At 72.4% G+C, this 20,210-nt stretch carries 18 protein-coding genes; 6 read left to right on the top strand and 12 right to left on the bottom strand.

Annotation, left to right across the window (positions count from 1 at the left end):
• Nucleotides 1–82 precede the first annotated feature (82 nt).
• Entirely contained in the window at nucleotides 83–475 is a 393-nt protein-coding gene (locus tag ACSP97_RS15060; protein WP_440557905.1) for a VOC family protein, read from the bottom strand.
• A 21-nt stretch (nucleotides 476–496) separates the two neighbouring features.
• Nucleotides 497–859 (bottom strand): VOC family protein, encoded by a 363-nt coding sequence (locus ACSP97_RS15055; RefSeq protein ID WP_358275228.1) that lies wholly within the window; start codon nucleotides 857–859, stop codon nucleotides 497–499.
• A gap of 83 nt (nucleotides 860–942) precedes the next feature.
• Between ACSP97_RS15055 and ACSP97_RS15050 the strand changes: the two genes are divergently transcribed.
• On the top strand, nucleotides 943–1,449 hold the full coding sequence (locus ACSP97_RS15050; RefSeq protein ID WP_355322351.1) for a CGNR zinc finger domain-containing protein: 507 nt from the start codon (nucleotides 943–945) through the stop codon (nucleotides 1,447–1,449).
• Nucleotides 1,450–1,543: 94 nt separating this feature from the next.
• On the opposite strand, the gene ACSP97_RS15045 is transcribed toward ACSP97_RS15050, so the two are convergent.
• Nucleotides 1,544–2,887, bottom strand: coding sequence for a UDP-glucose dehydrogenase family protein (locus ACSP97_RS15045; RefSeq protein WP_355147608.1), 1,344 nt, complete (start codon nucleotides 2,885–2,887; stop codon nucleotides 1,544–1,546).
• Nucleotides 2,888–3,128: 241 nt separating this feature from the next.
• On the opposite strand from ACSP97_RS15045, the gene ACSP97_RS15040 reads away from it, so the two are divergent.
• Together ACSP97_RS15040 and ACSP97_RS15035 are read left to right on the top strand one after the other, a co-directional pair.
• A complete protein-coding gene (locus tag ACSP97_RS15040) occupies nucleotides 3,129–4,235 on the top strand; it encodes an acyl-CoA dehydrogenase family protein (protein WP_440558436.1) in 1,107 nt (368 codons plus the stop codon).
• 159 nt (nucleotides 4,236–4,394) lie between these two features.
• Nucleotides 4,395–4,760: a four-helix bundle copper-binding protein gene (locus tag ACSP97_RS15035; RefSeq protein WP_355523439.1), complete on the top strand. Its 366-nt coding sequence runs from the start codon at nucleotides 4,395–4,397 to the stop codon at nucleotides 4,758–4,760.
• A 64-nt stretch (nucleotides 4,761–4,824) separates the two neighbouring features.
• On the opposite strand, the gene ACSP97_RS15030 is transcribed toward ACSP97_RS15035, so the two are convergent.
• Nucleotides 4,825–6,081, bottom strand: coding sequence for an LCP family protein (locus ACSP97_RS15030; RefSeq protein ID WP_355147590.1), 1,257 nt, complete (start codon nucleotides 6,079–6,081; stop codon nucleotides 4,825–4,827).
• Between the two features lie 119 nt (nucleotides 6,082–6,200).
• On the opposite strand from ACSP97_RS15030, the gene ACSP97_RS15025 reads away from it, so the two are divergent.
• Nucleotides 6,201–6,758: an acyl-CoA thioesterase gene (locus ACSP97_RS15025; protein WP_257585637.1), complete on the top strand. Its 558-nt coding sequence runs from the start codon at nucleotides 6,201–6,203 to the stop codon at nucleotides 6,756–6,758.
• Nucleotides 6,759–6,774: 16 nt separating this feature from the next.
• Here ACSP97_RS15025 and ACSP97_RS15020 read toward each other — a convergent pair whose 3' ends face one another.
• Nucleotides 6,775–8,268: an LCP family protein gene (locus ACSP97_RS15020; protein ID WP_440557901.1), complete on the bottom strand. Its 1,494-nt coding sequence runs from the start codon at nucleotides 8,266–8,268 to the stop codon at nucleotides 6,775–6,777.
• Between the two features lie 126 nt (nucleotides 8,269–8,394).
• On the opposite strand from ACSP97_RS15020, the gene ACSP97_RS15015 reads away from it, so the two are divergent.
• Nucleotides 8,395–9,417, top strand: coding sequence for a glycosyltransferase family 2 protein (locus ACSP97_RS15015; RefSeq protein WP_355147586.1), 1,023 nt, complete (start codon nucleotides 8,395–8,397; stop codon nucleotides 9,415–9,417).
• A gap of 42 nt (nucleotides 9,418–9,459) precedes the next feature.
• On the opposite strand, the gene ACSP97_RS15010 is transcribed toward ACSP97_RS15015, so the two are convergent.
• The 4 genes from ACSP97_RS15010 to ACSP97_RS14995 all read right to left on the bottom strand — a co-directional run bounded on the left by ACSP97_RS15010 (nucleotide 9,460) and on the right by ACSP97_RS14995 (nucleotide 15,311).
• Complete coding sequence (locus ACSP97_RS15010) at nucleotides 9,460–11,055, bottom strand: LCP family protein (RefSeq protein WP_355148169.1); 1,596 nt, start codon at nucleotides 11,053–11,055, stop codon at nucleotides 9,460–9,462.
• A 134-nt stretch (nucleotides 11,056–11,189) separates the two neighbouring features.
• Nucleotides 11,190–13,064: an LCP family protein gene (locus ACSP97_RS15005; RefSeq protein ID WP_382077118.1), complete on the bottom strand. Its 1,875-nt coding sequence runs from the start codon at nucleotides 13,062–13,064 to the stop codon at nucleotides 11,190–11,192.
• Nucleotides 13,065–13,295: 231 nt separating this feature from the next.
• Nucleotides 13,296–14,471 carry an LCP family protein gene (locus ACSP97_RS15000; protein ID WP_440557899.1) on the bottom strand — a complete coding sequence of 392 codons (1,176 nt, stop codon included), beginning with the start codon at nucleotides 14,469–14,471 and terminating at the stop codon, nucleotides 13,296–13,298.
• 78 nt (nucleotides 14,472–14,549) lie between these two features.
• A complete protein-coding gene (locus tag ACSP97_RS14995; RefSeq protein WP_355147580.1) occupies nucleotides 14,550–15,311 on the bottom strand; it encodes a TIGR03089 family protein in 762 nt (253 codons plus the stop codon).
• 285 nt (nucleotides 15,312–15,596) lie between these two features.
• Between ACSP97_RS14995 and ACSP97_RS14990 the strand changes: the two genes are divergently transcribed.
• A complete protein-coding gene (locus ACSP97_RS14990; protein ID WP_355147578.1) occupies nucleotides 15,597–16,679 on the top strand; it encodes an NDP-sugar synthase in 1,083 nt (360 codons plus the stop codon).
• Nucleotides 16,680–16,735: 56 nt separating this feature from the next.
• Here ACSP97_RS14990 and ACSP97_RS14985 read toward each other — a convergent pair whose 3' ends face one another.
• The 3 genes from ACSP97_RS14985 to cofD all read right to left on the bottom strand — a co-directional run bounded on the left by ACSP97_RS14985 (nucleotide 16,736) and on the right by cofD (nucleotide 20,186).
• Nucleotides 16,736–17,749 (bottom strand): DNA-3-methyladenine glycosylase family protein, encoded by a 1,014-nt coding sequence (locus ACSP97_RS14985; protein ID WP_355322357.1) that lies wholly within the window; start codon nucleotides 17,747–17,749, stop codon nucleotides 16,736–16,738.
• A 164-nt stretch (nucleotides 17,750–17,913) separates the two neighbouring features.
• Entirely contained in the window at nucleotides 17,914–19,230 is a 1,317-nt protein-coding gene (locus ACSP97_RS14980; protein WP_355147574.1) for a coenzyme F420-0:L-glutamate ligase, read from the bottom strand.
• Nucleotides 19,227–20,186 (bottom strand): 2-phospho-L-lactate transferase, encoded by a 960-nt coding sequence (gene cofD / locus ACSP97_RS14975; RefSeq protein WP_355147572.1) that lies wholly within the window; start codon nucleotides 20,184–20,186, stop codon nucleotides 19,227–19,229. The genes ACSP97_RS14980 and cofD overlap by 4 nt, the downstream gene beginning before the upstream one ends.
• Nucleotides 20,187–20,210: the final 24 nt, after the last annotated feature.

Below are 20,210 nucleotides of genomic sequence, written 5' to 3'. Positions count from 1 at the left end.
CGACGAGAAGGCGGGACGGCCGGTGTACGGCCGCCCCGCCTTCCTCTGCGTCTTCTCCCGGGCGTTCACCCGCGCGCGGCGGCTACCCGTGCTCGATCCGGCACAGGCAGAACGGATGCCCGGCCGGGTCGGCGTACACCTGGAAGTCCTTCTTCTCCCGGTCCTCCAGGTCCAGCGGCCGGGCGTCGAGCGCGAGCACCTTCTCGTGGGCGGCGTCGATCTCCGCCCAGGTGCTGCCGGCGTCGAAGTCCAGGTGCAACTGCTGGCCGTTGTGGTCGGCGCGGGGCCACTGCGGCGGCGTGTGGTCCGGGGCGAGCTGGAAGCCCAGCCGGGGGCCGTCCGGGATCTGCAGGACCACCCAGTCGTCGGACTCCGCCTGCGGGGTGCCCCCGGCCACCGCCGCGTAGAAGGCGGCCAGGGCACGCGGATCGCGGCAGTCGAGCACGATGTTGCGGAAACGGGCGACGGACGCCATGTTCTCCTCCTGGGGAGCGGTTCAGCAGGCGCAGAGACAGAACGGATGCCCCGCCGGATCGGCGTACACCCGGAAGGAGCGGGAGCGGTCGTCGGTGTCCAGGGGCTTGGCCCCCAGCTTGAGGACCCCCTCCTCCGCCGCGTCCAGGTCCGGCACGTCCAGGTCCAGGTGGAACTGCTGCGACCGCTCCTCGGAGGGCCACTGCGGCGGGGTGTGCCCGGCGGCCCGCTGGAAGGCCAGCGTCTGCCCCTCGGGCACCGACAGTTCCACCCAGTCGTCGTCCTCGCGCCCCACCGTGCCGCCGAGCACCTCGGCGTAGAAGCGGGCCAGCGCGCCGGGATCGGGACAGTCCAGGACCACCACACCGAGCTTGGCGAGAGCCATGACGACCTCCTTCTGTTACCTGTAGAGGCGGGTAACCGGTAACGGTTACCCCATGCTCCCGGACTGGCGGTAACGTCGCAACCATGAATGACAGATCGGCGGCTCCCGGCGGCCTTGCCCTGGTCGAGTCCCTGGTCAACACCGTGGACCTGGAGAGCGGCGTCGACACGCTGGACACCCGGGAGGGGCGCGGGCGCTTCGGCATCACCGAGGGCGGCCTCGCCGAGGCGCGTGAGCTGCGGGAGTCGCTGCGGGCCGCGCTGCTCGCCCACGCCGGTCATCCGCCGCACCGGGCGGTCACCCCGCTCGGCGAACTGCTGGCCCGCGCGCCGCTCTACGTCGCCGTGGACGGTCGGGACGGCTCGGCGGCCCTCGCCCCGGCCGCGGACGCCCCGCTGCCGTCCCGGATCGCCGCGGCCGTCGCCGGGGCGCTGGTGGCCGGCACCTGGATGCGGCTGAAGGCGTGCGAGGCCGAGACCTGCCACTGGGCGTACTACGACCGCAGCCCCGCCGGGCGCGGCCGCTGGTGCTCGATGCGGGTCTGCGGGGCGCGCGCGAAGATGCGGCGCTACCGGGCCAAGGGAACCTGACCCACAGGGAGCTGGGGCAAAATGCGGGGCGGCGCCGGTTCGGCCGACTGAGCCTCGGCCGAACCGGCGCCGCCCTGTGCGCCGTCTTCGCCGGTCAGGCGGTCGGGCGGCCCATCGCCCGGTACGTCCAGCCCGCCCGGCGCCACAGCTCCGGGTCGAGGGTGTTGCGCCCGTCCAGGAGCACCCGGGCCGACGCCACCTCGCCCAGCGCGGCCGGGTCCAGCTCACGGAACTCCCGCCACTCGGTCAGGTGCAGCACGACGTCGGCGCCGCGCACGGCCTCCAGCGCCGAGCCGGCGTAGCCCAGGGTGGGGAAGACCTTGCGGGCGTTGTCCATGCCCTTCGGGTCGTACACGGTCACCTGGCCGCCCTGGAGGTGTATCTGGCCCGCCACGTTCAGCGCGGGCGAGTCGCGGACGTCGTCCGAGTCGGGCTTGAAGGTGGCGCCGAGCACCGCCACCCGCTTGCCGAGGAAGGAGCCGCCGCCCAGCGCCTCGCGGGCCATCTCCACCATCTGGCCGCGCCGGCGCATGTTGATGGAGTCGATCTCCCGCAGGAAGGTCAGCGCCTGGTCCGCGCCCAGCTCGCCGGCGCGGGCCATGAACGCCCGGATGTCCTTGGGCAGACAGCCGCCGCCGAAGCCGATCCCGGCGCGCAGGAACTTGCGCCCGATCCGGTCGTCGTGGCCGATGGCCTCCGCCAGCTTCGCCACGTCGCCGCCGGCCGCCTCGCAGACCTCCGCCATCGCGTTGATGAAGGAGATCTTGGTGGCGAGGAAGGAGTTCGCGGCGGTCTTCACCAGTTCGGCGGTGGGGAAGTCGGTGACGACGAAGGGGGTGCCCTCCTCCACCGGCGTCGAGTAGACCTCGCGCAGCAGCTTCTCCGCGCGCTCGCTGCGCACGCCCACCACGATCCGGTCCGGGTGCAGGGTGTCCTCGACGGCGAAGCCCTCGCGCAGGAACTCCGGGTTCCAGGCCAGCTCGGCGTCGCCGCCCGCCGGGGCGTGCTCGGCCAGATAGGCGGCGAGCCGGTCGGCCGAGCCCACCGGCACCGTGGACTTGCCGACCACCAGGGCCGGGCCGCGCAGATGCGGGGCGAGGGAGGCGACGGCGGAGTCGACGTACGACATGTCGCAGGCGTACTCGCCGTGTTTCTGCGGGGTGTTCACGCAGATGAAGTGCACATCGCCGAAGGCACCGGCCTCGGCCCAGTCGGTGGTGAACCGCAGCCGCCCGGTGGACCCCTCGAAACCGGCCACGTGCCGGCGCAGCAGTTCCTCGAGACCCGGCTCGTACATCGGGGTCTCGCCGCGCTCCAGCATGGCGATCTTCTCGGGCACGACATCCAGGCCCAGTACCTCGAACCCCAGCTCGGCCATGGCCGCGGCGTGTGTGGCGCCGAGATAGCCGGTGCCGATCACTGTGATCTTCAGGCTCATGGATGCACTCCAGCTCGGGGATTGTCTTGTGCGGGCCCGAGCATAGCGGGGCGACTCGGCGGGCAGCTTTCCCGCTGTCGCCAAGCTCACGTAGGCGACCTGGGGCAGGGGCCCTAAAATTCGAGTTACTTAACGGTAATTAGCGTCTGTAATGTGCCACCATCACTGCGTCTTTGGAGCGTGAGAGACCTTGGCCGGATCGGCTGACTTCGACCTGTACCGCCCGTCCGAGGAGCACGACATGCTCCGCGACGCCGTCCGCTCCCTGGTCGAGGCGAAGATCGCGCCGTACGCCGCGGCGGTGGACGAGGAGGCCCGCTTCCCGCAGGAGGCCCTCGACGCCCTGGTGGCCAACGACCTGCACGCCGTGCACGTCCCCGAGGAGTACGGCGGCTCCGGCGCCGACGCCCTCGCCACGGTCATCGTGATCGAGGAAGTCGCCCGCGCCTGCGTCTCCTCCTCCCTGATCCCCGCGGTGAACAAGCTCGGCTCGCTCCCCGTGATCCTCTCCGGCTCCGAGGAGCTGAAGAAGAAGTACCTGGGCCCGCTGGCCAAGGGCGACGCGATGTTCTCGTACTGCCTCTCCGAGCCGGAGGCGGGCTCGGACGCGGCCGGCATGAAGACCAAGGCGGTCCGCGACGGCGACCACTGGATCCTCAACGGCGTCAAGCGCTGGATCACCAACGCGGGCGTCTCCGAGTACTACACCGTCATGGCGGTGACCGACCCGACCAAGCGCTCCAAGGGCATCTCCGCCTTCGTGGTCGAGAAGTCCGACGAGGGCGTCTCCTTCGGCGCCCCCGAGAAGAAGCTCGGCATCAAGGGCTCGCCGACCCGTGAGGTCTACTTCGACAACGTCCGCATCCCCGCCGACCGCATGATCGGCGAGGAGGGCACCGGCTTCGCCACGGCGATGAAGACCCTGGACCACACCCGGATCACCATTGCCGCCCAGGCGCTCGGCGTCGCCCAGGGCGCCCTCGACTACGCCAAGGGCTACGTCCAGGAGCGCAAGCAGTTCGGCAAGGCGATCGCCGACTTCCAGGGCATCCAGTTCATGCTCGCGGACATGTCCATGAAGATCTCTGCGGCCCGCGCCCTGACCTACCAGGCCGCCGCCGCCTCCGAGCGCGGCGACTCCGACCTCACCTACCTGGGCGCCGCGGCCAAGTGCTTCGCCTCCGACGTCGCCATGGAGGTCACCACCGACGCCGTCCAGCTCCTCGGCGGCTACGGCTACACCCGCGACTACCCGGTGGAACGCATGATGCGCGACGCCAAGATCACCCAGATCTACGAGGGCACCAACCAGGTCCAGCGCATCGTGATGGCGCGGAACCTGCCGTAACGGTCCTCCGGCTCGTCACCGAGGCCCCCGGCTGCCGCCGGGGGCCTCTTCGCGTCCCGGCCTTACGACCGGTCGGTCACATGCGGGGCGGCGCCGGGCGACGTAGGACGGAAGCACACGGGACCCGAACCCGGGTCCCCCCGCTCCCGAGGAGGAGCCATGGCCCAGCCCGGAACCACCATGCCCGCCATGACCAAGCAGATGCAGGACTGCATCGAGGCCTGCATGAACTGCCACAGCATCTGCGAGGAGACCATGAGCTCCTGCATGCAGCAGGGCGGGCAGGCGCAGATGCAGATCATGCGGGCGCTCATGGACTGCTCGGAGACGACCAGGATGTGCGCCGACATGATGATGCGCCGCTCGCCGATGTCGGGCGAGATGTGCGCGATGTGCGCCAAGGCGTGCGACATGTGCGCCGAGGCGTGTATGGCCATGCCCGACGACGCGCAGCTGATGCGCTGCGCGGAGGCGTGTCGCCGCTGTGCCGAGATGTGCCGCGCGATGGCGGGCGCCCGGATGTGAGCTGACCGCGAGGCGGCGTCCGAGGGCGGCCCCGCCGGGTGCCCTCGGACGCCGTACCCCGCGTCTAGTTGCCGGTGACGGTGATCTTCTGGTCGTTGTTCAGCTCGTCCACCAGGGTCTTCACCTTCGCCTTGTCCCAGACGAGGTTGCCGCCCACGGAGCCCGATATCGGCATGTTCAGCGAGGTGCCGTCGCCGCCGTTGACGCCCTTCATCGCCCAGAACATCGAGGCCAGGTCCCACAGGGACATGTCCTTGTCCACGATCAGCGAGTCCAGGCCCGCGCCCATGGTCGGGTAGAACGTGAACGGGTTCAGCACGGTCGAGGGCGTCGCCACCTCATGGGCCAGGGCCGCCAGGAACTTCTGCTGGTTCTTGGTCCGCTGGAGGTCGGAGGCGGCGAACGCGTGCCGGGTGCGGACGAAGGCGAGCGCCTGCTGGCCGTTCAGGGTCTGCTCGCCGGCCTTGAAGTCGGCGCCGGACCACTTGTCCTTGAAGCCCTTGTCGATATTGATCTGGACCCCGCCGACCGCGTCCACGATGTTGGCGAAGCCCTGGAAGCCGATCTCGACGTAGTGGTCGATGTGCAGCCCGGTGTTGTACTCGATCGTGCGCACCAGCAGCGTCGGCCCGTCCTCGGCGTAGGCCGCGTTCAGCTTCTCCTGGCGGCCGGTGGCCGGATAGACCTTCCCGGACGTCGAGCCCTTGTACGAGGGGATCTCCACGTTCGAGTCGCGCGGCAGCGAGATCAGCGTGTCGCCGTTGTCGCCGACGTGCAGGATCATCATCGAGTCCGTGCGCTTGCCCTCGGCGGCACCGGTGTGCAGCTTCTTCTCGTCCGCCTTGGTCATGCCCTCGCGGCTGTCCGAGCCGACGATCAGGTAGTTGGTGCCCGACCCCGACTGCGGCCGGTCGATCACCGTGGACAGGTCGACCTCGCGGCGCAGCTTGGAGTCGGCCCAGAAGTAGGTCCCGACCGACGTGACGACGATCACGGTGGCCAGCGTGATCGCCGTCCACTTGATCCGCCGGCGCCAGTTCGGCGCGCGGCGCGGGCCGGGACCCGGCGCGCCGCCCGGCCCGCGGCCGCCGGGGCCGCCGTAGACCTGGCCGGTGTTGTAACCGCTGTCATACCCGCCGTCGTACCCGCCGCCGTCCACGTACGACGGCTGCTGCGGAACGCCGGCCCCCTGCGGCGGCGCCGCAGGGCCGCGCCGCACCTGACGCATCACGCGGGCACCCTCCGGCTGTGCGCCGGAGCTGCCGCGTCCGTAACGGGGGCCGCGATCGTCGTCGGACCATCCCTCGGGCCAGTCATTCATGCCGACCAGTGTGCAGGGCGCCGCCGTACGGCTTACAAGGGCTGTCGGAAAATAAGGGCGCCGCTGTTGCGAAGCTGACACAAATTCCGCGAATGTCACTTCGGCATAAGGTAGAGCGCATGACAGACCAGGCCACGGACTCGGAAGCAGTGGAACCGGACATCCCGGGCAAGCCCACGTCCGCCTCGCGCACCACGCTGAGCCACATCATGACGCACAGCGACACCAACCTGCTGGGCACGGTGCACGGCGGGGTGATCATGAAGCTGGTGGACGACGCGGCGGGCGCGGTCGCCGGACGGCACTCCGGCGGTCCCGCCGTCACCGCGTCCATGGACGAGATGGCGTTCCTCGAACCGGTCCGCGTCGGTGACCTGGTCCATGTGAAGGCGCAGGTCAACTGGACCGGCCGGACCTCCATGGAGGTCGGCGTACGGGTCCTCGCCGAGCGCTGGAACGAGTCCGCCCCGGCCACCCAGGTCGGCTCCGCCTACCTGGTCTTCGCGGCCGTGGACGCCGACGGCAAGCCGCGCCCGGTGCCCCCGGTGATACCCGAGACCGACCGCGACCGCCGCCGCTACCAGGAGGCGCAGATCCGCCGCACCCACCGGCTGGCCCGCCGCCGCGCCATCCGGGAGCTGCGCGAGCAGCGGGCCGCGGAGGGCCTTCAGGACTGAGCGCCCGGCGGTGTGCTCAGGCGTCGCCCGAGCACACCACCTCGTTGCCCCGCACCACGCTCTGGTCCGGACGCCCCGGGTCCTCGAAGCGCACCGCCCGCACGCCCCGGAAGCCGGCCCCGGCCGTCACCGTCAGCACCGGCCCCTGCCCCGGCGCCGCGCGCAGCTCGCTGCCCGGCAGGGCCGCGGCCAGGGCGTGGGCGGAGCGGTCCCAGCGGGGGTCGTACGTGATGAGCGTGGCCGCCGACCGGGCGGGCGCCGTCACCGGCCGGCGGGTGGTGGCGAAGCCGGTCGCCGCCAGCTCGGTGTCGATCCGCTTGGCCAGCCCCGAGGTCGTGGTGCCGTTCGCCACCTGGACCCGGATCTGCCGGGGGTCCACCTCGACGGGCGCAGCGGCGGGGCCGGCGGCGCGGTGCGCCGAGGTGAGCGGCTTGTCGTCGCGCAGCGCCGCGAACAGCCGGGCGGACCGGGCCGGGTCCCACTTCAGGGTCTCGCCGACGCCCTTGACCTGGTAGTGCATCTGTCCGATGGGAACGGTGGTGAACTCCGAGGACGAGGGCGAGAAGTTCCGCATCGCGCGGCCGAGGTCGAGCAGCTCGTCGGTGCCGAAGCCCTTGTCGGCGCGGACCGAGCCCAGCACCGCCCGGGTCACGTCCCGGAACCGCATCGGGTTCAGCAGCACCCCGGACGAGGTGGCCTTCTCGATCAGCGCCGCCAGGAACCGCTGCTGGCGCTTCATCCGGCCCAGGTCGCTCGCGCCGTCCAGATGCCGTGAGCGCACGTACTGGAGCGCCTGGCCGCCCAGCAGGGTGTGCGTGCCGGGCGCGAGGTCGAGTCCGCTGTAGGTGTCCTTCAGCGGCGTCGCCGTGCAGATCCGGACCCCGCCGAGGACGTCCACGGTCCGCATGAAGCTGGTGAAGTCGACCTCCAGGTAGTGGTCGATCTTCACCCGGGTCATGTCCTCGACCGTGCGCACGGTCAGCTGGGGGCCGCCCTCGGCATAGGCCGCGTTCAGCCTCAGCGGGTGCGGGCCGAGCTGCCGGCCGGTGGTCTGGTCGAGGCGGGCGGGCGCCTGGGCGTAGGAGTCGCGCGGCAGGCTCACCACCGTGGCCCGCTCCCGGTCCGCCGAGATGTGCACGATCATCATCGTGTCGGTGCAGTGGCAGGGCTGTCCGCCCAGGTGGAACGCGCGCCGCTGCGGCTCGGTGATCTTGTCCCGGCCGTCGGTGCCGACCAGCAGGATGTTCATGCCGTGGCCCGGCTGCGGCCGGTTCTTCATGTCCTTGAAGGCGTCCACCCGGGCGATGCCCGCGTCCAGGCTGGTGACCACCGCGTGCCCGATGCCGGCGGAGGCGAGCACCACCACCGACAGGGTGGTCATCGCCCGTACGGCCCAGCGCGGGCGCCGCCGGCGCACGGGCCGCACCAGTCGCTCGGGCGGGGGCGGTACCCGGCGGGGCGGCTGCGGGCGGCGCTGGGGACGCGCCGGGGACCGGGGCGGGCTGGCCAAGGGACACCTCCGGACGAGGCCGTACGTGGGATCCGTGAGCACAGTAGGCCGATACGATCTCCATCCCGCGTCACGGCCCCGACGGCGCGCACCGCTGTCCCCCGTTCGCGGTAACGTGAGCGTCCTATGAACGCCAAGCCCGACGTGCGGTTCCCCGCCGTATCCGTGATCATGCCCGTCCTCAACGAGGAACGGCATCTGCGTGGGGCCGTCCAAGCGATCCTCGCGCAGGAGTACGCCGGCGAGATGGAGGTCGTGATCGCCCTCGGTCCGTCCACGGACCGAACGGACGAGATCGCCGCCGAGCTGGTCGCCGAAGACCCACGCGTGCACACCGTCCCGAACCCGACCGGCCGCACCCCCGCGGCGCTGAACGCGGCGATCAAGGCCTCCCGGCACCCGATCGTGGTCCGTGTCGACGGCCACGGCATGCTCTCGCCGAACTACATCGCCACCGCCGTGCGGCTCCTGGAGGAGACCGGCGCGCAGAACGTCGGCGGCATCATGCACGCCGAGGGCGAGAACGACTGGGAGCACGCGGTCGCCGCCGCGATGACCTCGAAGATCGGCGTCGGCAACGCGGCGTTCCACACCGGCGGCCAGGCCGGCCCCGCCGAGACGGTCTACCTCGGCGTCTTCCGGCGCGAGGCACTGGAGCAACAGGGCGGCTACAACGAGGAGTTCATCCGCGCCCAGGACTGGGAGCTGAACTTCCGCATCCGCGAGGCGGGCGGCCTGATCTGGTTCTCACCGGAGCTGAAGGTCTCCTACCGCCCCCGCCCCTCGGTGCGCGCCCTCGCCAAGCAGTACAAGGACTACGGCCGCTGGCGCCATGTCGTCGCCCGCTACCACTCCGGCTCCATCAACCTGCGCTACCTCGCCCCGCCGACCGCGGTGTGCGCCATCGCCGCGGGCCTGGTGGTCGGCGTGGCCGTCACCCCCTGGGCGCTGGTGATCCCCGGCGGCTACCTGGCCGCGATCGCCGCGGGTTCCGTCCCGGCGGGCAAGGGCCTGCCGGCCAAGGCCCGGCTCCAGATCCCCCTTGCCCTCGCCACCATGCACATGTCCTGGGGCTGGGGCTTTCTGACCAGCCCCAAGTCGCTGGCGAAGCGGGTCATCGCCTCGCGCCGGCCCGCGGTGCGCGGCTGACGAACCGCCGGGGTGCCTTTCCGCGAAGGCACCCCGGCCGCCTCACCACTGGTACGGCCTGTACACGTCCATGCAGTCGGTGTCCGCGCCGTTGATGGCGTCGGCGTTGGACGGGATGTCGCCGGCCTTCGGCTTGGACTGCTTGGGGAAGACGGTGCCGCTGCGCCAGTCGGCGCCCACCACGACCGTGACCCCGGAGACCCCGGTGGACTTGCGCACCGCGCTCGCCGGGACGCCCAGCGCCTTGGCCACGCCCTGGGCGTCGCCCTCCAGGTCCGCGCTCGGGTACTCGACGACCGTCTTGTCCTCGGACAGCGACCCCGAGGTGTCGGCCGCCGCCCTGCCGAAGCCCTGTGCCACGAGCGCCTGCGCGACGGTCCTGGCCCGCCCCGGCGCCGCGGCCTGCGAGGAGGAGCCGGTGCCGTTCTGCACCAGCACCCCGAGCCGGGACGGGTCGGTGGAGGGCGTCTTCGCCGGCGCCGGCTTGTCCGCGACCGGCTTCGAGGACCCCTTGCCGCCGTTCTTGTCGAGCGGGACGTCGTCGCGCAGCATCTCGAACAGCCGGTTCGCGTCCGCCTGGTTGGGCACGACGTGGTTGTCGGGGTCCTGCGGGTCCGGGAGGTTGGGCATCGTCACGCTCGTGATGCGGTTCGTCGGCACCGACTTCATCTCCATGGCGAGGTCGTACAGCTTCTTGACCGTGCCGATCTCCTCGGAGACCTTGAGGGAGTTGACGGCCGAGTCGGCCAGGTCCATCAGGCGCCCGCTGTCGGTGAAGACGTTCTGCGACTTGAGCGTGCGGATCATGGAGTTCAGGTACATGTGCTGGGCGCGCGCCCGCATCAGGTCGCTGCCCCAGGCATGCCGGGTGCGCAGCCACTGGAGCGCCTGAACGCCCTTGACCTTGTGCGTCCCGGCCGTCAGCTTCAGTCCGGAGCCGCCGCGCTGGGCCGCGGTCGGGCGGTCCCAGACGTTCTGCTTCACACAGACGTCGACACCGCCGATGGCGTCCGCCATCTTCACCACGCCCGCGAAGTCGATCGTCATCCAGTGGTCGATGTAGACCCCGGTGAGGTTCTCCCAGGTGGCCAGCGTGCAGCCGGCGCCGCCCCGGCCCAGGGTGGTGTTGATGATGTCGTTCCTCGGGGGGTAGACCTTGCCGGTGTCGGGGTCCGTGCACTTGGGGATGGCGACCCGGGTGTCCCGGGGGATGCTCACCATGGCCGCGCTCTTGCGGTCGGCGGATATGTGGATGAGCATCTGCACGTCCGCGAGCGGAGGATCGCCGACGCTGCTCCGGCTGCCGCCCAGCTTCAGGTTCTCGGCGGAGTTGCGGCTGTCCGAACCGAGCAACAGGATGTTCACCGGGGTCTGACCGGCCGCGTTCGGGGCGGTCTTGCGCGCCTTGGCGTCACCGCTGCTGCGCTCGCCCTTGCGTATGCTGCCGTTCAGGTGCTGGTAGTAGAGGTAACCCGCGCCCGCCGTCCCGAGTATGACCACCGCCAGCACCGTCGCCGACCAGCGCAGCGCGCGCCGTCCCCGGCGTGGCCGGTCCTTCCCGGGTCCCCCCGTGCGCCGCCCGCCCCCGTGCCGTCCGGCACTGTCCGACGGGCTCGCCGTCCGCGGTGTGAGCGCCATCGTGTCGTCCACTTCGGCAGCGTCACCCCGCACTTCGCTCTGCGCCAATCTCCCTGCCCTCCCCGCCCCTTGCACCATGCGACGGGCCCGTCCCGCGTCGAGTGGTTAGACGCACGACGGGCCCGCAGGGTTACCTATGAGGCGCACTTAACCTCGTCGGCCGTGGACTTGTCGACCTTCGGCGCCTTCTGCGGGGCGGTCAGCGGGACGCCCGCGCCCTTGAAGTCCTTGCTCAGAGTCAGGGTCATGGCCGGCAGTCCCTGGGAGTTGACGACGCTCTTGCCCGGCTTGAGCGCCGAGCCCGGCAGCCCCATCAGCGCCGCCAACTCGCGTGCCTGGTCGGCCTGTTCCGGCGCGTACTCCAGGGTGGTCTTCGTCAGCGGCGCCGGGGCGTCGCCCGCGTTCTCCGACTTCGGCACGCCCTCGGTGTTCTGGAGCCAGGTGAGGACCGCCTGGGCGCTGCCCGTCGTGGCACCGCCGTTGAGGATGCGCACCCGCACGTCCCCGGGCGCGGACCTGCTGCCCTTGAGCCGGGCGTTCTGCGCGTCCTTGGCGGCCTTCTGCTTGCGCTTCACGTCGGTGAACGAGACGTCGTTCTGTATCGCCTGGAAGACCGGGGGGGCCGCCGTCTGGTTGAGGACGACGGTCACGGGGACCTTCTCGGCGGGGTTGTCCACCACCGGCACCGTGGTGAAGGTGACGTTCTTCGGCGGCACCTTCTTCAGCTCCAGCGCCATGTCCTTCAGCGTGCTGATGTTGTCTATGCCGGTGTCGACGGTGAGCGCCTTGGTGGCCGCCTCCGCGAGGTCCAGCAGCTTCGAGGGGTTGGTGAGCGTGTCGCTGGAGGACATCTTGCGCATCAGCGAGCCCAGGAACTGCTGCTGGACCTTGATGCGGTCCAGGTCGCCGTGGTTGCCGAAGCTGTGCCGGGTGCGCACGAAGGCGAGGGCCTGCTCGCCCTTCACCACCGACTTGCCCGCCGGCAGCTTGAGATGGGAGTCCTTGTCGTCCACGGGGTGGGCGACACAGACGTCGACGCCGCCCACCGCGCTCGACAGGGTCTTCACCGCGTTGAAGTCGGCCATCATGAAGTGGTCCACGTGTATGCCGGTGACCTCTTCGACCGTGCGCATGGTGCAGCCCGGGTCGCGGCCGTCCTGGCCGAGGCTGGTGTTGAAGCGTACGTTCTCCGTGCCGGGGATCACCTTGGTCGAGCCGTCGGGCTGCTTCGTCGGGCAGTCCGGGACGTTCACGATCAGGTCGCGCGGGATGCTCAGCGCGGTCGCGTTGCTGCGGTCCTTCGAGACGTGCAGCAGGATGTTGGTGTCCGCGTGCCCGACGCTGCCCTTGTCGCCGTAGCCCTCGTTGCCCTTGCCGGTCCGCCGGTCGGTGCCGATGATCAGCAGGTTGAAGGCCTCGTCCTTGCTGAAGCCCTTGGAGCCCGCGTCGCCGACGTCGGTCGAGCTGATGTTCCCCTCGAGGTGCTTGAGGTACATGTACCCGGCGGCGCCCGCGGCGACCAGCACGAACGCGGTGCCGCCCGCGGTCCACGCGAGGACCTTCTTGGCCTTCGACTTCTTCTTCGCCGGCCGCCGGCCGCGGCGCCCCGGCGCCGGCTCGGGCTCGGCGCCCTTGCGGCGGGAGGAGCGCGGCGGGGGGACGTCCCCGGCGCGCGCCTTGTCACCGGCGCGGCCCCGCTCGGCGACGCGCCCCTTCTCCGAGGCGCGTGTCCCGCCCCGGGCGCGGGTCGCGGCCCCGGCGCGCGCGCCGTCCTCGGCACGAGCGCCGTCCTCCGCCCCCACCTGGCTCATCTCACGGGTCTCGCCCGGCGCCATGTCGTTGCGCCGCCGCCGCCCGCCGCCGTTCTCGGTGGACGGCCGGCGCGGACCGGGTACCGATTGCGTTCCGGAAGGGGGCAGTCGCAGTTCGTATTCGCCGGTGTTCGGATTGAGCACCCACTGGTCTGCGGGATCGATGTTGTCCGCCCGCCCACGGCCTTGCGCGTCCACGGTTGTCCGAATCCTCCGTCGGGGCCACGCGGCGCCTTCCCCCTCAAAGGCGCTCGGGTCTCGGTGAAACAGTGCACGACCCCAGGTAGGACCTCGCGGCCAGGTGCACCGGATCGCTCACACTATCCGCCCAGTTCAGCGTCAAGCGACGTCGGTGACAAATTCGTCGTCCCTACAACTGGGCAATCCGCCTCATTTTCTGAACGGAAGTCCGTTCCCTTGGCGAATGCCTTACGCGCAGCCGTGCTCCGCGGCGGTGTTCCCGGTGAAGACGGGCGCCGGAGACGGGTCGCCCTTTGCGCCTTCTCGCGCCCCCCGCCGAGGCTTCGGCGCACCGTCGGCGACCGCCACCGGCTGGTCCGTGCGCAGCCGGGCGAACAGCTTCTCGGCGGCGGGCTCCACGAGTTGGTCACGATCGGCGTCGTGGACGTACGGCTCCCTCGGCACCGTCAGGAACCGCACGTGTCCGGTGGGGATGCCGCGCAGCACGCGCACCAACCGGTACAGACCGACCGGGCTCGCCAGACCGGGGTCGGTGGTGAGGGACGAGGTGGCCGCGTCCAACACGGCGTACAGACGCAGCGGGTCGAGCAGTACGTCGGTGCCGCGCATCCTGGTGACGAGGGCGCCGAGGAAGCGCTGCTGGCGCCGCATCCGCTCGGTGTCGCTGCCGTCGCCCACCGACTCCCGGGCCCGTACGTAGCCGAGGGCCTGCTCCCCGTCGAGGGTGACCCGGCCCGCGGGCAGCCGCAGTCGGGCCGCCTTGTCGTCGATGGGCTCCTTCAGGCAGACCCGCACCCCGTCGACGGCGTCCACCAGGTCCTTGAACCCGCTGAAGTCCACGATCACGTGGTGGTCCACGCGGATGCCCGTCAGCTGCTCCACGGTACGGATCGTGCAGGCCGAACCGCCCAGCTCGAAGGCCTGGTTGAGCATCGTGAACATCGGCTCACCGCGGCTGCCGTCGGCCCGCGGGCAGCCGGGAACGCGCACCATCAGGTCCCGGGGCAGCGACACGGCGGTGGCGCTGCGCCGGTCGGCGGCCAGGTGCAGCAGGATCATGGTGTCCGACCGCCGGCTGCCCAGGTCCCGCCCGTAGCGGGCGTTGCCGCTCCCGGCCCGGGTGTCGGAGCCGATCAGCAGGATGTCCTGGGCGCCCGGCACCAGATCCGGGGGCCGCTCGCGCGCGTGCCGGGCGAGTTCGGCGGCAGCCGCGTCGTCGGCCCGGATGTTGTCACCGAGCTTGTCGTAGGCCGCCCACCCGGCCCCGGCGGCCGCCACGGCCAGCGCCATGACGCCGCACGCCGCCGCTGCGCCCCACCGCCGGCGCCGCCGCCGGGCGAGCCCCCGCCCGCTCGCGGACGAGCCGGCCCCGGGGCCGGGCGGCGTACGGGCGGAGTCGGTCACGGCGCGGGATCCCCGAAGCGGTAGGAGCGGCGGTACTCCTACGACGATGAGGCGGGCGGGCCGGTCGGGCGCCCTGGACTACGCCGAGCGGGGGAGCCCGCGGACCGCCGTCACCTTCTCGCTCTCGATCCGCCTGGCCAGCGCCTCCTCGTCCAGCCGGTCCAGATGGCGGCAGAGCACCACGGACCCACCGCCGGCCAGCGGCGCGTACAGGCCCGCGCTCAGCCCCTCCCAGGTGTCGTACGGCAGCCCCGACAGCAGCCGCGAACCGGGACCCGTCAGATCCAGCGCGGGGGCGTCGGCGACGGCCTTCTCCACGACCTCGGCCCCGCTGTACTCCGCACCGGCCACGATCAGCGCCGACTCCCCGGCGTAGGGCGAGGAGAACCGGTCGCCCTGGCCCGGCACCTCCACGGCGTAGTCGAGGAACCCCTGCGGCGGCTCGGGGAACCGCCCGCCGAGCGGCCGCAGGGCCAGCGCGACCCGCTCGCCCCGGCACGCCCGCGCCGCCTCCAGCGTGTCGGGCCCGCTGACCACCACGTCGGCCGCCGCCGGATTCCCGGCCATGTCCGCCACCGCGCCCACCGACGCGCACGCCAGCAGCCACACCGCCGTCTGCCAGTGCGCGGGCAGCAGCAGCGCGACCCGGTCGCCGGGTTCCACGGAGAGGTCGCCCTGGAGAAGGTTGGCGGTCTTGGCCACCCAGTTGGCGAAGGTGGCGACGGACAGTTCGACGCGTTCGCCCGTGGCATCGTCGTAGAAGGTCACCAGCGGGCGGCCGGGGTCCGCGGCGAGCGCGGCGGCCAGCAGGTCGGCGGGGGTGCGATCGGTGGCGTTCACCCGGCACAGCGTACGCGTGGGAGGGTGGGGGCGACCCGGCCCGCCACGGGCCGGGCGACCGGTTCGACCGGCGGTGCGGGGATCGGCCCGGTGACCGGTTCCGGTGCGGGTTCCGGGGGCAGGTTCCGGTGCGGGGCGCGCCGATCTCTCACCGATCTCACACCGATCTCTCGGCAAACGGCGTGGTCGTCACGGCCTCCATCGCTACGGTCTGCGTACACTGACCGGCCGATACGAGTAGAACGAGGCAGTTCGGCCGGTCCCGGCAGGAAGCAGAGACGACAGGTGACAGAAGCGATCCTCCTGGTCGGCGGCAAAGGCACCCGACTGCGTCCGCTGACGGTGCACACCCCCAAGCCCATGGTGCGGGCCGCGGGCGTGCCGTTCCTCACCCACCAGCTGGCGCGGGCGAGAGCGGCGGGCGTCGAGCACATCGTCCTCGCCACCAGCTACTTGGCGGAGGTCTTCGAGCCGTACTTCGGCGACGGCTCGGCGCTGGGCCTCCACCTGGAGTACGTCACCGAGGAGGAGCCCCTGGGCACGGGCGGCGCGATCCGCAACGTGGCCTCGCGGCTGCACTCCGGCCCCGACGAGCCGGTGCTGATCTTCAACGGCGACATCCTGACCGGCCTGGACATCCGGGCCCTCGTCGACACCCACCAAGCGACGGGCGCGGACGTCTCGCTGCACCTGACGAAGGTGACCGACCCGCGCGCCTACGGCCTCGTGCCCACGGACGAGACCGGCCGGGTGCTGGCCTTCCTGGAGAAGCCGCAGACGCCGGAGGAGATCGTCACCGACCAGATCAACGCGGGGGCGTACGTCTTCCGCCGCTCGGTCATCGACACGATCCCGGCGGGCCGGCCGGTGTCGGTGGAGCGCGAGACCTTCCCGCAGCTGCTCGCGGCAGGCGCGCATCTGCAGGGCATGGTCGACTCGACGTACTGGCTGGACCTCGGCACCCCGGCGGCGTTCGTGCGCGGCTCGGCCGATCTGGTGCTCGGCAAGGCGCCGTCCCCCGCGGTGCCCGGGCGGTGCGGGGACCGGCTGATCCTGCCGACGGCCCGGATCGCGCCGGACGCGAAGGTGACCGGCGGCACGGTGGTCGGCGAGGGCGCGTTCGTCGCGGAAGGCGCGCGGGTCTTCGGCTCCACGATCCTGCCGGGCGCCGTCATCGAGCCCGGCGCGGTCGTCACCGACTCCCTCATCGGCACCCGCGCCCGCGTCGGCGAACGCTCCGTCCTCACCGGCACGGTGGTCGGCGACGGCGCGGTCGTCGGCCCGGACAACGAACTGCGCGACGGCGCGCGGGTGTGGTGCGACGCGCTGATCCCGGCGGGCGCGGTCCGTTTCTCCTCGGACCAGTAGGGCCGCCGCCCGCCGCGGCCGGCCCTGCCGCCGGGGGAGGCGGGCACGGGCCCGGTTCACAGCAGGCCGATGTCCACCCGTGGCATCTTCGGGACCCGCCGTGCCGGTGCGACACCGCTCAACAGGATCAGCCGGGCCGCCCGGTGCCGCTGCCCGGCATAGGGCTCCAGCAGCCGCAGCATCACGGAGTCGTCCGCGTCCCGGTCGCCCGCGAGGGCGAACCCGACGATGCGCGGCAGGTGCAGGTCCCCGACCGTCACGGCGTCCGCCGCCCCATGGCTGCGCTGCACCACCTCGGCGGACGTCCACGGGCCCACCCCGGGCACGACCTCCAGTCGCGCCCGCGCCTCGGCCGCCGGCATCCCCACCGACTGTTCGAGCCGCGCGGCGACCCGTACGGCGCGCAGCACGGTGGACGCCCGTTTGTCATCGACCCCGGCCCGGTGCCACTCCCAGGAGGGAATCAGCGCCCAGGTCCGCGGCGCGGGCATCACCCACATCGGCCGCTCGCCGTGCCCCGCGGGCCCCGGCGCCGGCTCCCCGAACCGCCGCACGAGCAGCCGCCACGCCCGGTACGCCTCGTCCGTCGTGACCTTCTGCTCCAGCACCGACGGGATCAGCGACTCCAGCACCAGCCCGGTCCGCGTCAGGCGCAGCCCCGGCCGCCGGTGCCGCGCCAGTGCCACCACCCGGTGCCGGGGCACGAACGCGTCGGGGTCGTCGGCCGCGCCGAGCAGCTCGGGCAGCCCGTCGAGCAGCCACTCGGCGCCGGGCCCCCAGGCCTCGCCGAGCACCTCGCCGCCGTACGCCCGCACCCGCAGCGTGCCGGGGCCCACCGGGGTGCGGGTGGCGCGCCACACGGACCCGTCCGCGGTGGCCCGGAACGTCGGGTCGGCGGGCCCGCGCCGCAGCGGCCCGAGCACCAGACCGAGGTCGAGCGGCCCCTCGGGCGTCCAGCGCCGCACCCGCGCGGGGGCCGTGGCCTGCCGCGGTATCCCGGCCGCGGGCAGGCCCGGGCCGCCGCCGCGCACGCTCGTGCGCGCGGCTCGGGGAGCGAAGCGTCCTGCCACGGATCAGATCCTCGGGAGTACCGGTGTGCCGTCCTTAGAGACTAGGGCCTTTCTTCCGGACCGGGCCGAACCGGCGGGACCGGGCCGAACCGGCGGGACCGGGCCGAACCGGCGGGACCGGGCCGGCCTGGTGAGACCGGGAGCGGTCCCGGCCCAGCCGTCGTTCAGCGCACCTCGATGAACGCCCCCGCGTCCCGCTCGCCGCGCGGTGCCGGCGGCTGGGCCGGGCGCCCGATGGCCACCGCGCCCATCGGCTCCCACTCCGGGGGCAGCCCCAGCGCCTCGCGGACCACGTCCCGGCAGAACATCGTGGACGACACCCAGGCCGAGCCCAGGCGCTCCCCGGCCAGCGCCACCAGGAAGTTCTGCACGCCCGCGCCCATGGCGACGACGAACATCTCCCGCTCGGCGCCGTCCCGCCGCGCGTCCCCGTAGTGGTGCGAGCCGTCCATGACGAGGCAGGGCACCGCCAGGTAGGGCGCGTTGCGCAGCACGTCGCCGCGGCGCACCCGCTTGGCGATGGACTCCTCGCTCTTGCCGTCCCGGCGCAGGTCCGCGATCCAGGCGTCCCGCATCGCGTCCAGCAGCCGGGTCCGGGACTCGGCCGACTCCAGCAGCACGAACCGCCAGGGCGTGGTGTGGTGCGGGGCGGGCGCGGTCACGGCCGCCGCCACCGCCCGCCGCACCGAACCGGGGTCCACGGGATCGTCGGTGAAGGCCCGCACGGTGCGCCTTTGGGTCACCGCCTCGCGGACGGCCTCGGAGGTGCCGAGCCGGAACATGTCGTCGGCCGCGTTGCGCACCAGCGCCCGCGCGCCCGTGTCGCCGTCCCGCTCCACCACGTGGGGCAGACCGCGCACCACCGCGACCGGCCGGCCCTCGGCCTTGCCCTTGACCAGGTCTCCGGCGGCGGCCAGTTCGTCCGCCGTGGCCACCACGGTGGCGCTGAGCGGATTGCCGTACGCGTCCGTGCCGCCGCGCAGGTCGTCCAGCACCCGCACCCCGGCGGCGCCGATCGCCACGTCCGTCAGCCCGGAGCGCCAGGGTCGCCCGAAGGTGTCGCTGACGACGACCCCGACCTCGACCCCGAGCGTGTCCCGCAGGCCGTCCCGGATGGCCCGGGCGGAGGCGTCCGGGTCCTCGGGCAGCAACAGCACGGTTCCGGCGGGGGTGTTGGAGGCGTCCACCCCGGCGGCGGCCATGACCAGGCCCTGCCGGTTCTCCACGATCCGCAGGGTGCCCCGGCGGGCCACCACCCGGACCGTCTCCGCGTCGATCGCGGCCTCCCGGTCCTCGGCCTCCATGATCCGGCCCTCGGCCTTGGAGACGATCTTGGAGGTGACGACCACCACGTCGCCGTCGGCCAGGCCGGGCTCGGCGTCGGCGATCAGCTTGGCGAGGTCGTCGCCCTCGCGCACCTCGGGAAAGCCGGCCGGCGCCCAGACCCGGAACCCCGGGCGCTCCTCGCTGTCCGTGCTCACGCGCCGCGCACCTCCTCGGCCAGGGCCAGCGCCTCCCGCGCCATCTGCGCGGCCGCGTCCACGTCGGTCATCATCAGCGGTACGGCCCGGCAGCGGATGCCGTCGGCCTCGACGCGCTCCACCACCGCGGCGTCCACGGTGTCCACCAGCCAGCCGTCCAGCAGGCCCGAGCCGTAGTGCTCGGCGACCGCCGCGGCGGTGGACTCCACGCCGACCGCCGCGAGCACCTTGTCGGCCATCCCGCGCACGGGCGCGTCGCCGACGATGGGGGACAGGCCGACCACGGGCACGCCCGCGTCCGCGATGGCCTCCCTTATGCCGGGGATCGAGAGGATCGTGCCGATGGACACGACGGGGTTGGACGGCGGGAAGAGGATGACGTCCGCCCCGGCGATGGCCTCCAGGACGCCCGGGGCCGGCTTGGCCTGCTCGGCGCCGACCGGGACCACGGCCTCGGCGGGGACGGAGGCCCGCAGCCGCACCCAGTACTCCTGGAAGTGGACCGCCTTGCGTTCGCCGTCGATCTCGACGGCCACATGGGTCTCCACGCGGTCGTCGGTCATCGGGATCAGCCGCACGCCGGGCTTCCAGCGGTCGCACAGCGCCTCGGTCACCGCGCTCAGCGGGTAACCGGCGCCGAGCATCTGCGTCCGCACGATGTGCGTGGCGAAGTCCCGGTCGCCGAGCCCGAACCACTCCGGGCCGACGCCGTAGGCCGCCAGTTCCTCCTTGAGATGGAAGGTCTCGTCGGACCGCCCCCAGCCCTGTTCCTCGTTGATGCCGCCGCCCAGCGTGTACATCACCGTGTCGAGGTCCGGGCAGACCTTCAGCCCGAAGAGGTGGATGTCGTCGCCGGTGTTGCCGATCACCGTGACGTCCGCGTCCGGCACGGCCCGCTTCAGACCGCGCAGGAAACGGGCACCGCCGATGCCGCCTGCCAGAACCACAATGCGCATGGGGACCAGTCTCGCAGGAGGGGC

It is taken from the genome of Streptomyces sp. SCPE 10 (genome assembly GCF_051980735.1).
Lineage (GTDB): Bacteria > Actinomycetota > Actinomycetes > Streptomycetales > Streptomycetaceae > Streptomyces > Streptomyces misionensis.
Note: the sequence above shows the minus strand (reverse complement) of the source record. Positions and strands in the feature narration are given on the sequence as shown.

Bases quoted from the DNA above. Each gene is read 5' to 3' on its own strand.
- ACSP97_RS15060 (WP_440557905.1), bottom strand. From the start codon at position 475: ATGGCGTCCGTCGCCCGTTTCCGCAACATCGTGCTCGACTGCCGCGAT.
- ACSP97_RS15055 (WP_358275228.1), bottom strand. From the start codon at position 859: ATGGCTCTCGCCAAGCTCGGTGTGGTGGTCCTGGACTGTCCCGATCCC.
- ACSP97_RS15050 (WP_355322351.1), top strand. From the start codon at position 943: ATGAATGACAGATCGGCGGCTCCCGGCGGCCTTGCCCTGGTCGAGTCC.
- ACSP97_RS15045 (WP_355147608.1), bottom strand. From the start codon at position 2,887: ATGAGCCTGAAGATCACAGTGATCGGCACCGGCTATCTCGGCGCCACA.
- ACSP97_RS15040 (WP_440558436.1), top strand. From the start codon at position 3,129: ATGCTCCGCGACGCCGTCCGCTCCCTGGTCGAGGCGAAGATCGCGCCG.
- ACSP97_RS15035 (WP_355523439.1), top strand. From the start codon at position 4,395: ATGGCCCAGCCCGGAACCACCATGCCCGCCATGACCAAGCAGATGCAG.
- ACSP97_RS15030 (WP_355147590.1), bottom strand. From the start codon at position 6,081: ATGAATGACTGGCCCGAGGGATGGTCCGACGACGATCGCGGCCCCCGT.
- ACSP97_RS15025 (WP_257585637.1), top strand. From the start codon at position 6,201: ATGACAGACCAGGCCACGGACTCGGAAGCAGTGGAACCGGACATCCCG.
- ACSP97_RS15015 (WP_355147586.1), top strand. From the start codon at position 8,395: ATGAACGCCAAGCCCGACGTGCGGTTCCCCGCCGTATCCGTGATCATG.
- ACSP97_RS15010 (WP_355148169.1), bottom strand. From the start codon at position 11,055: ATGGCGCTCACACCGCGGACGGCGAGCCCGTCGGACAGTGCCGGACGG.
- cofD (WP_355147572.1), bottom strand. From the start codon at position 20,186: ATGCGCATTGTGGTTCTGGCAGGCGGCATCGGCGGTGCCCGTTTCCTG.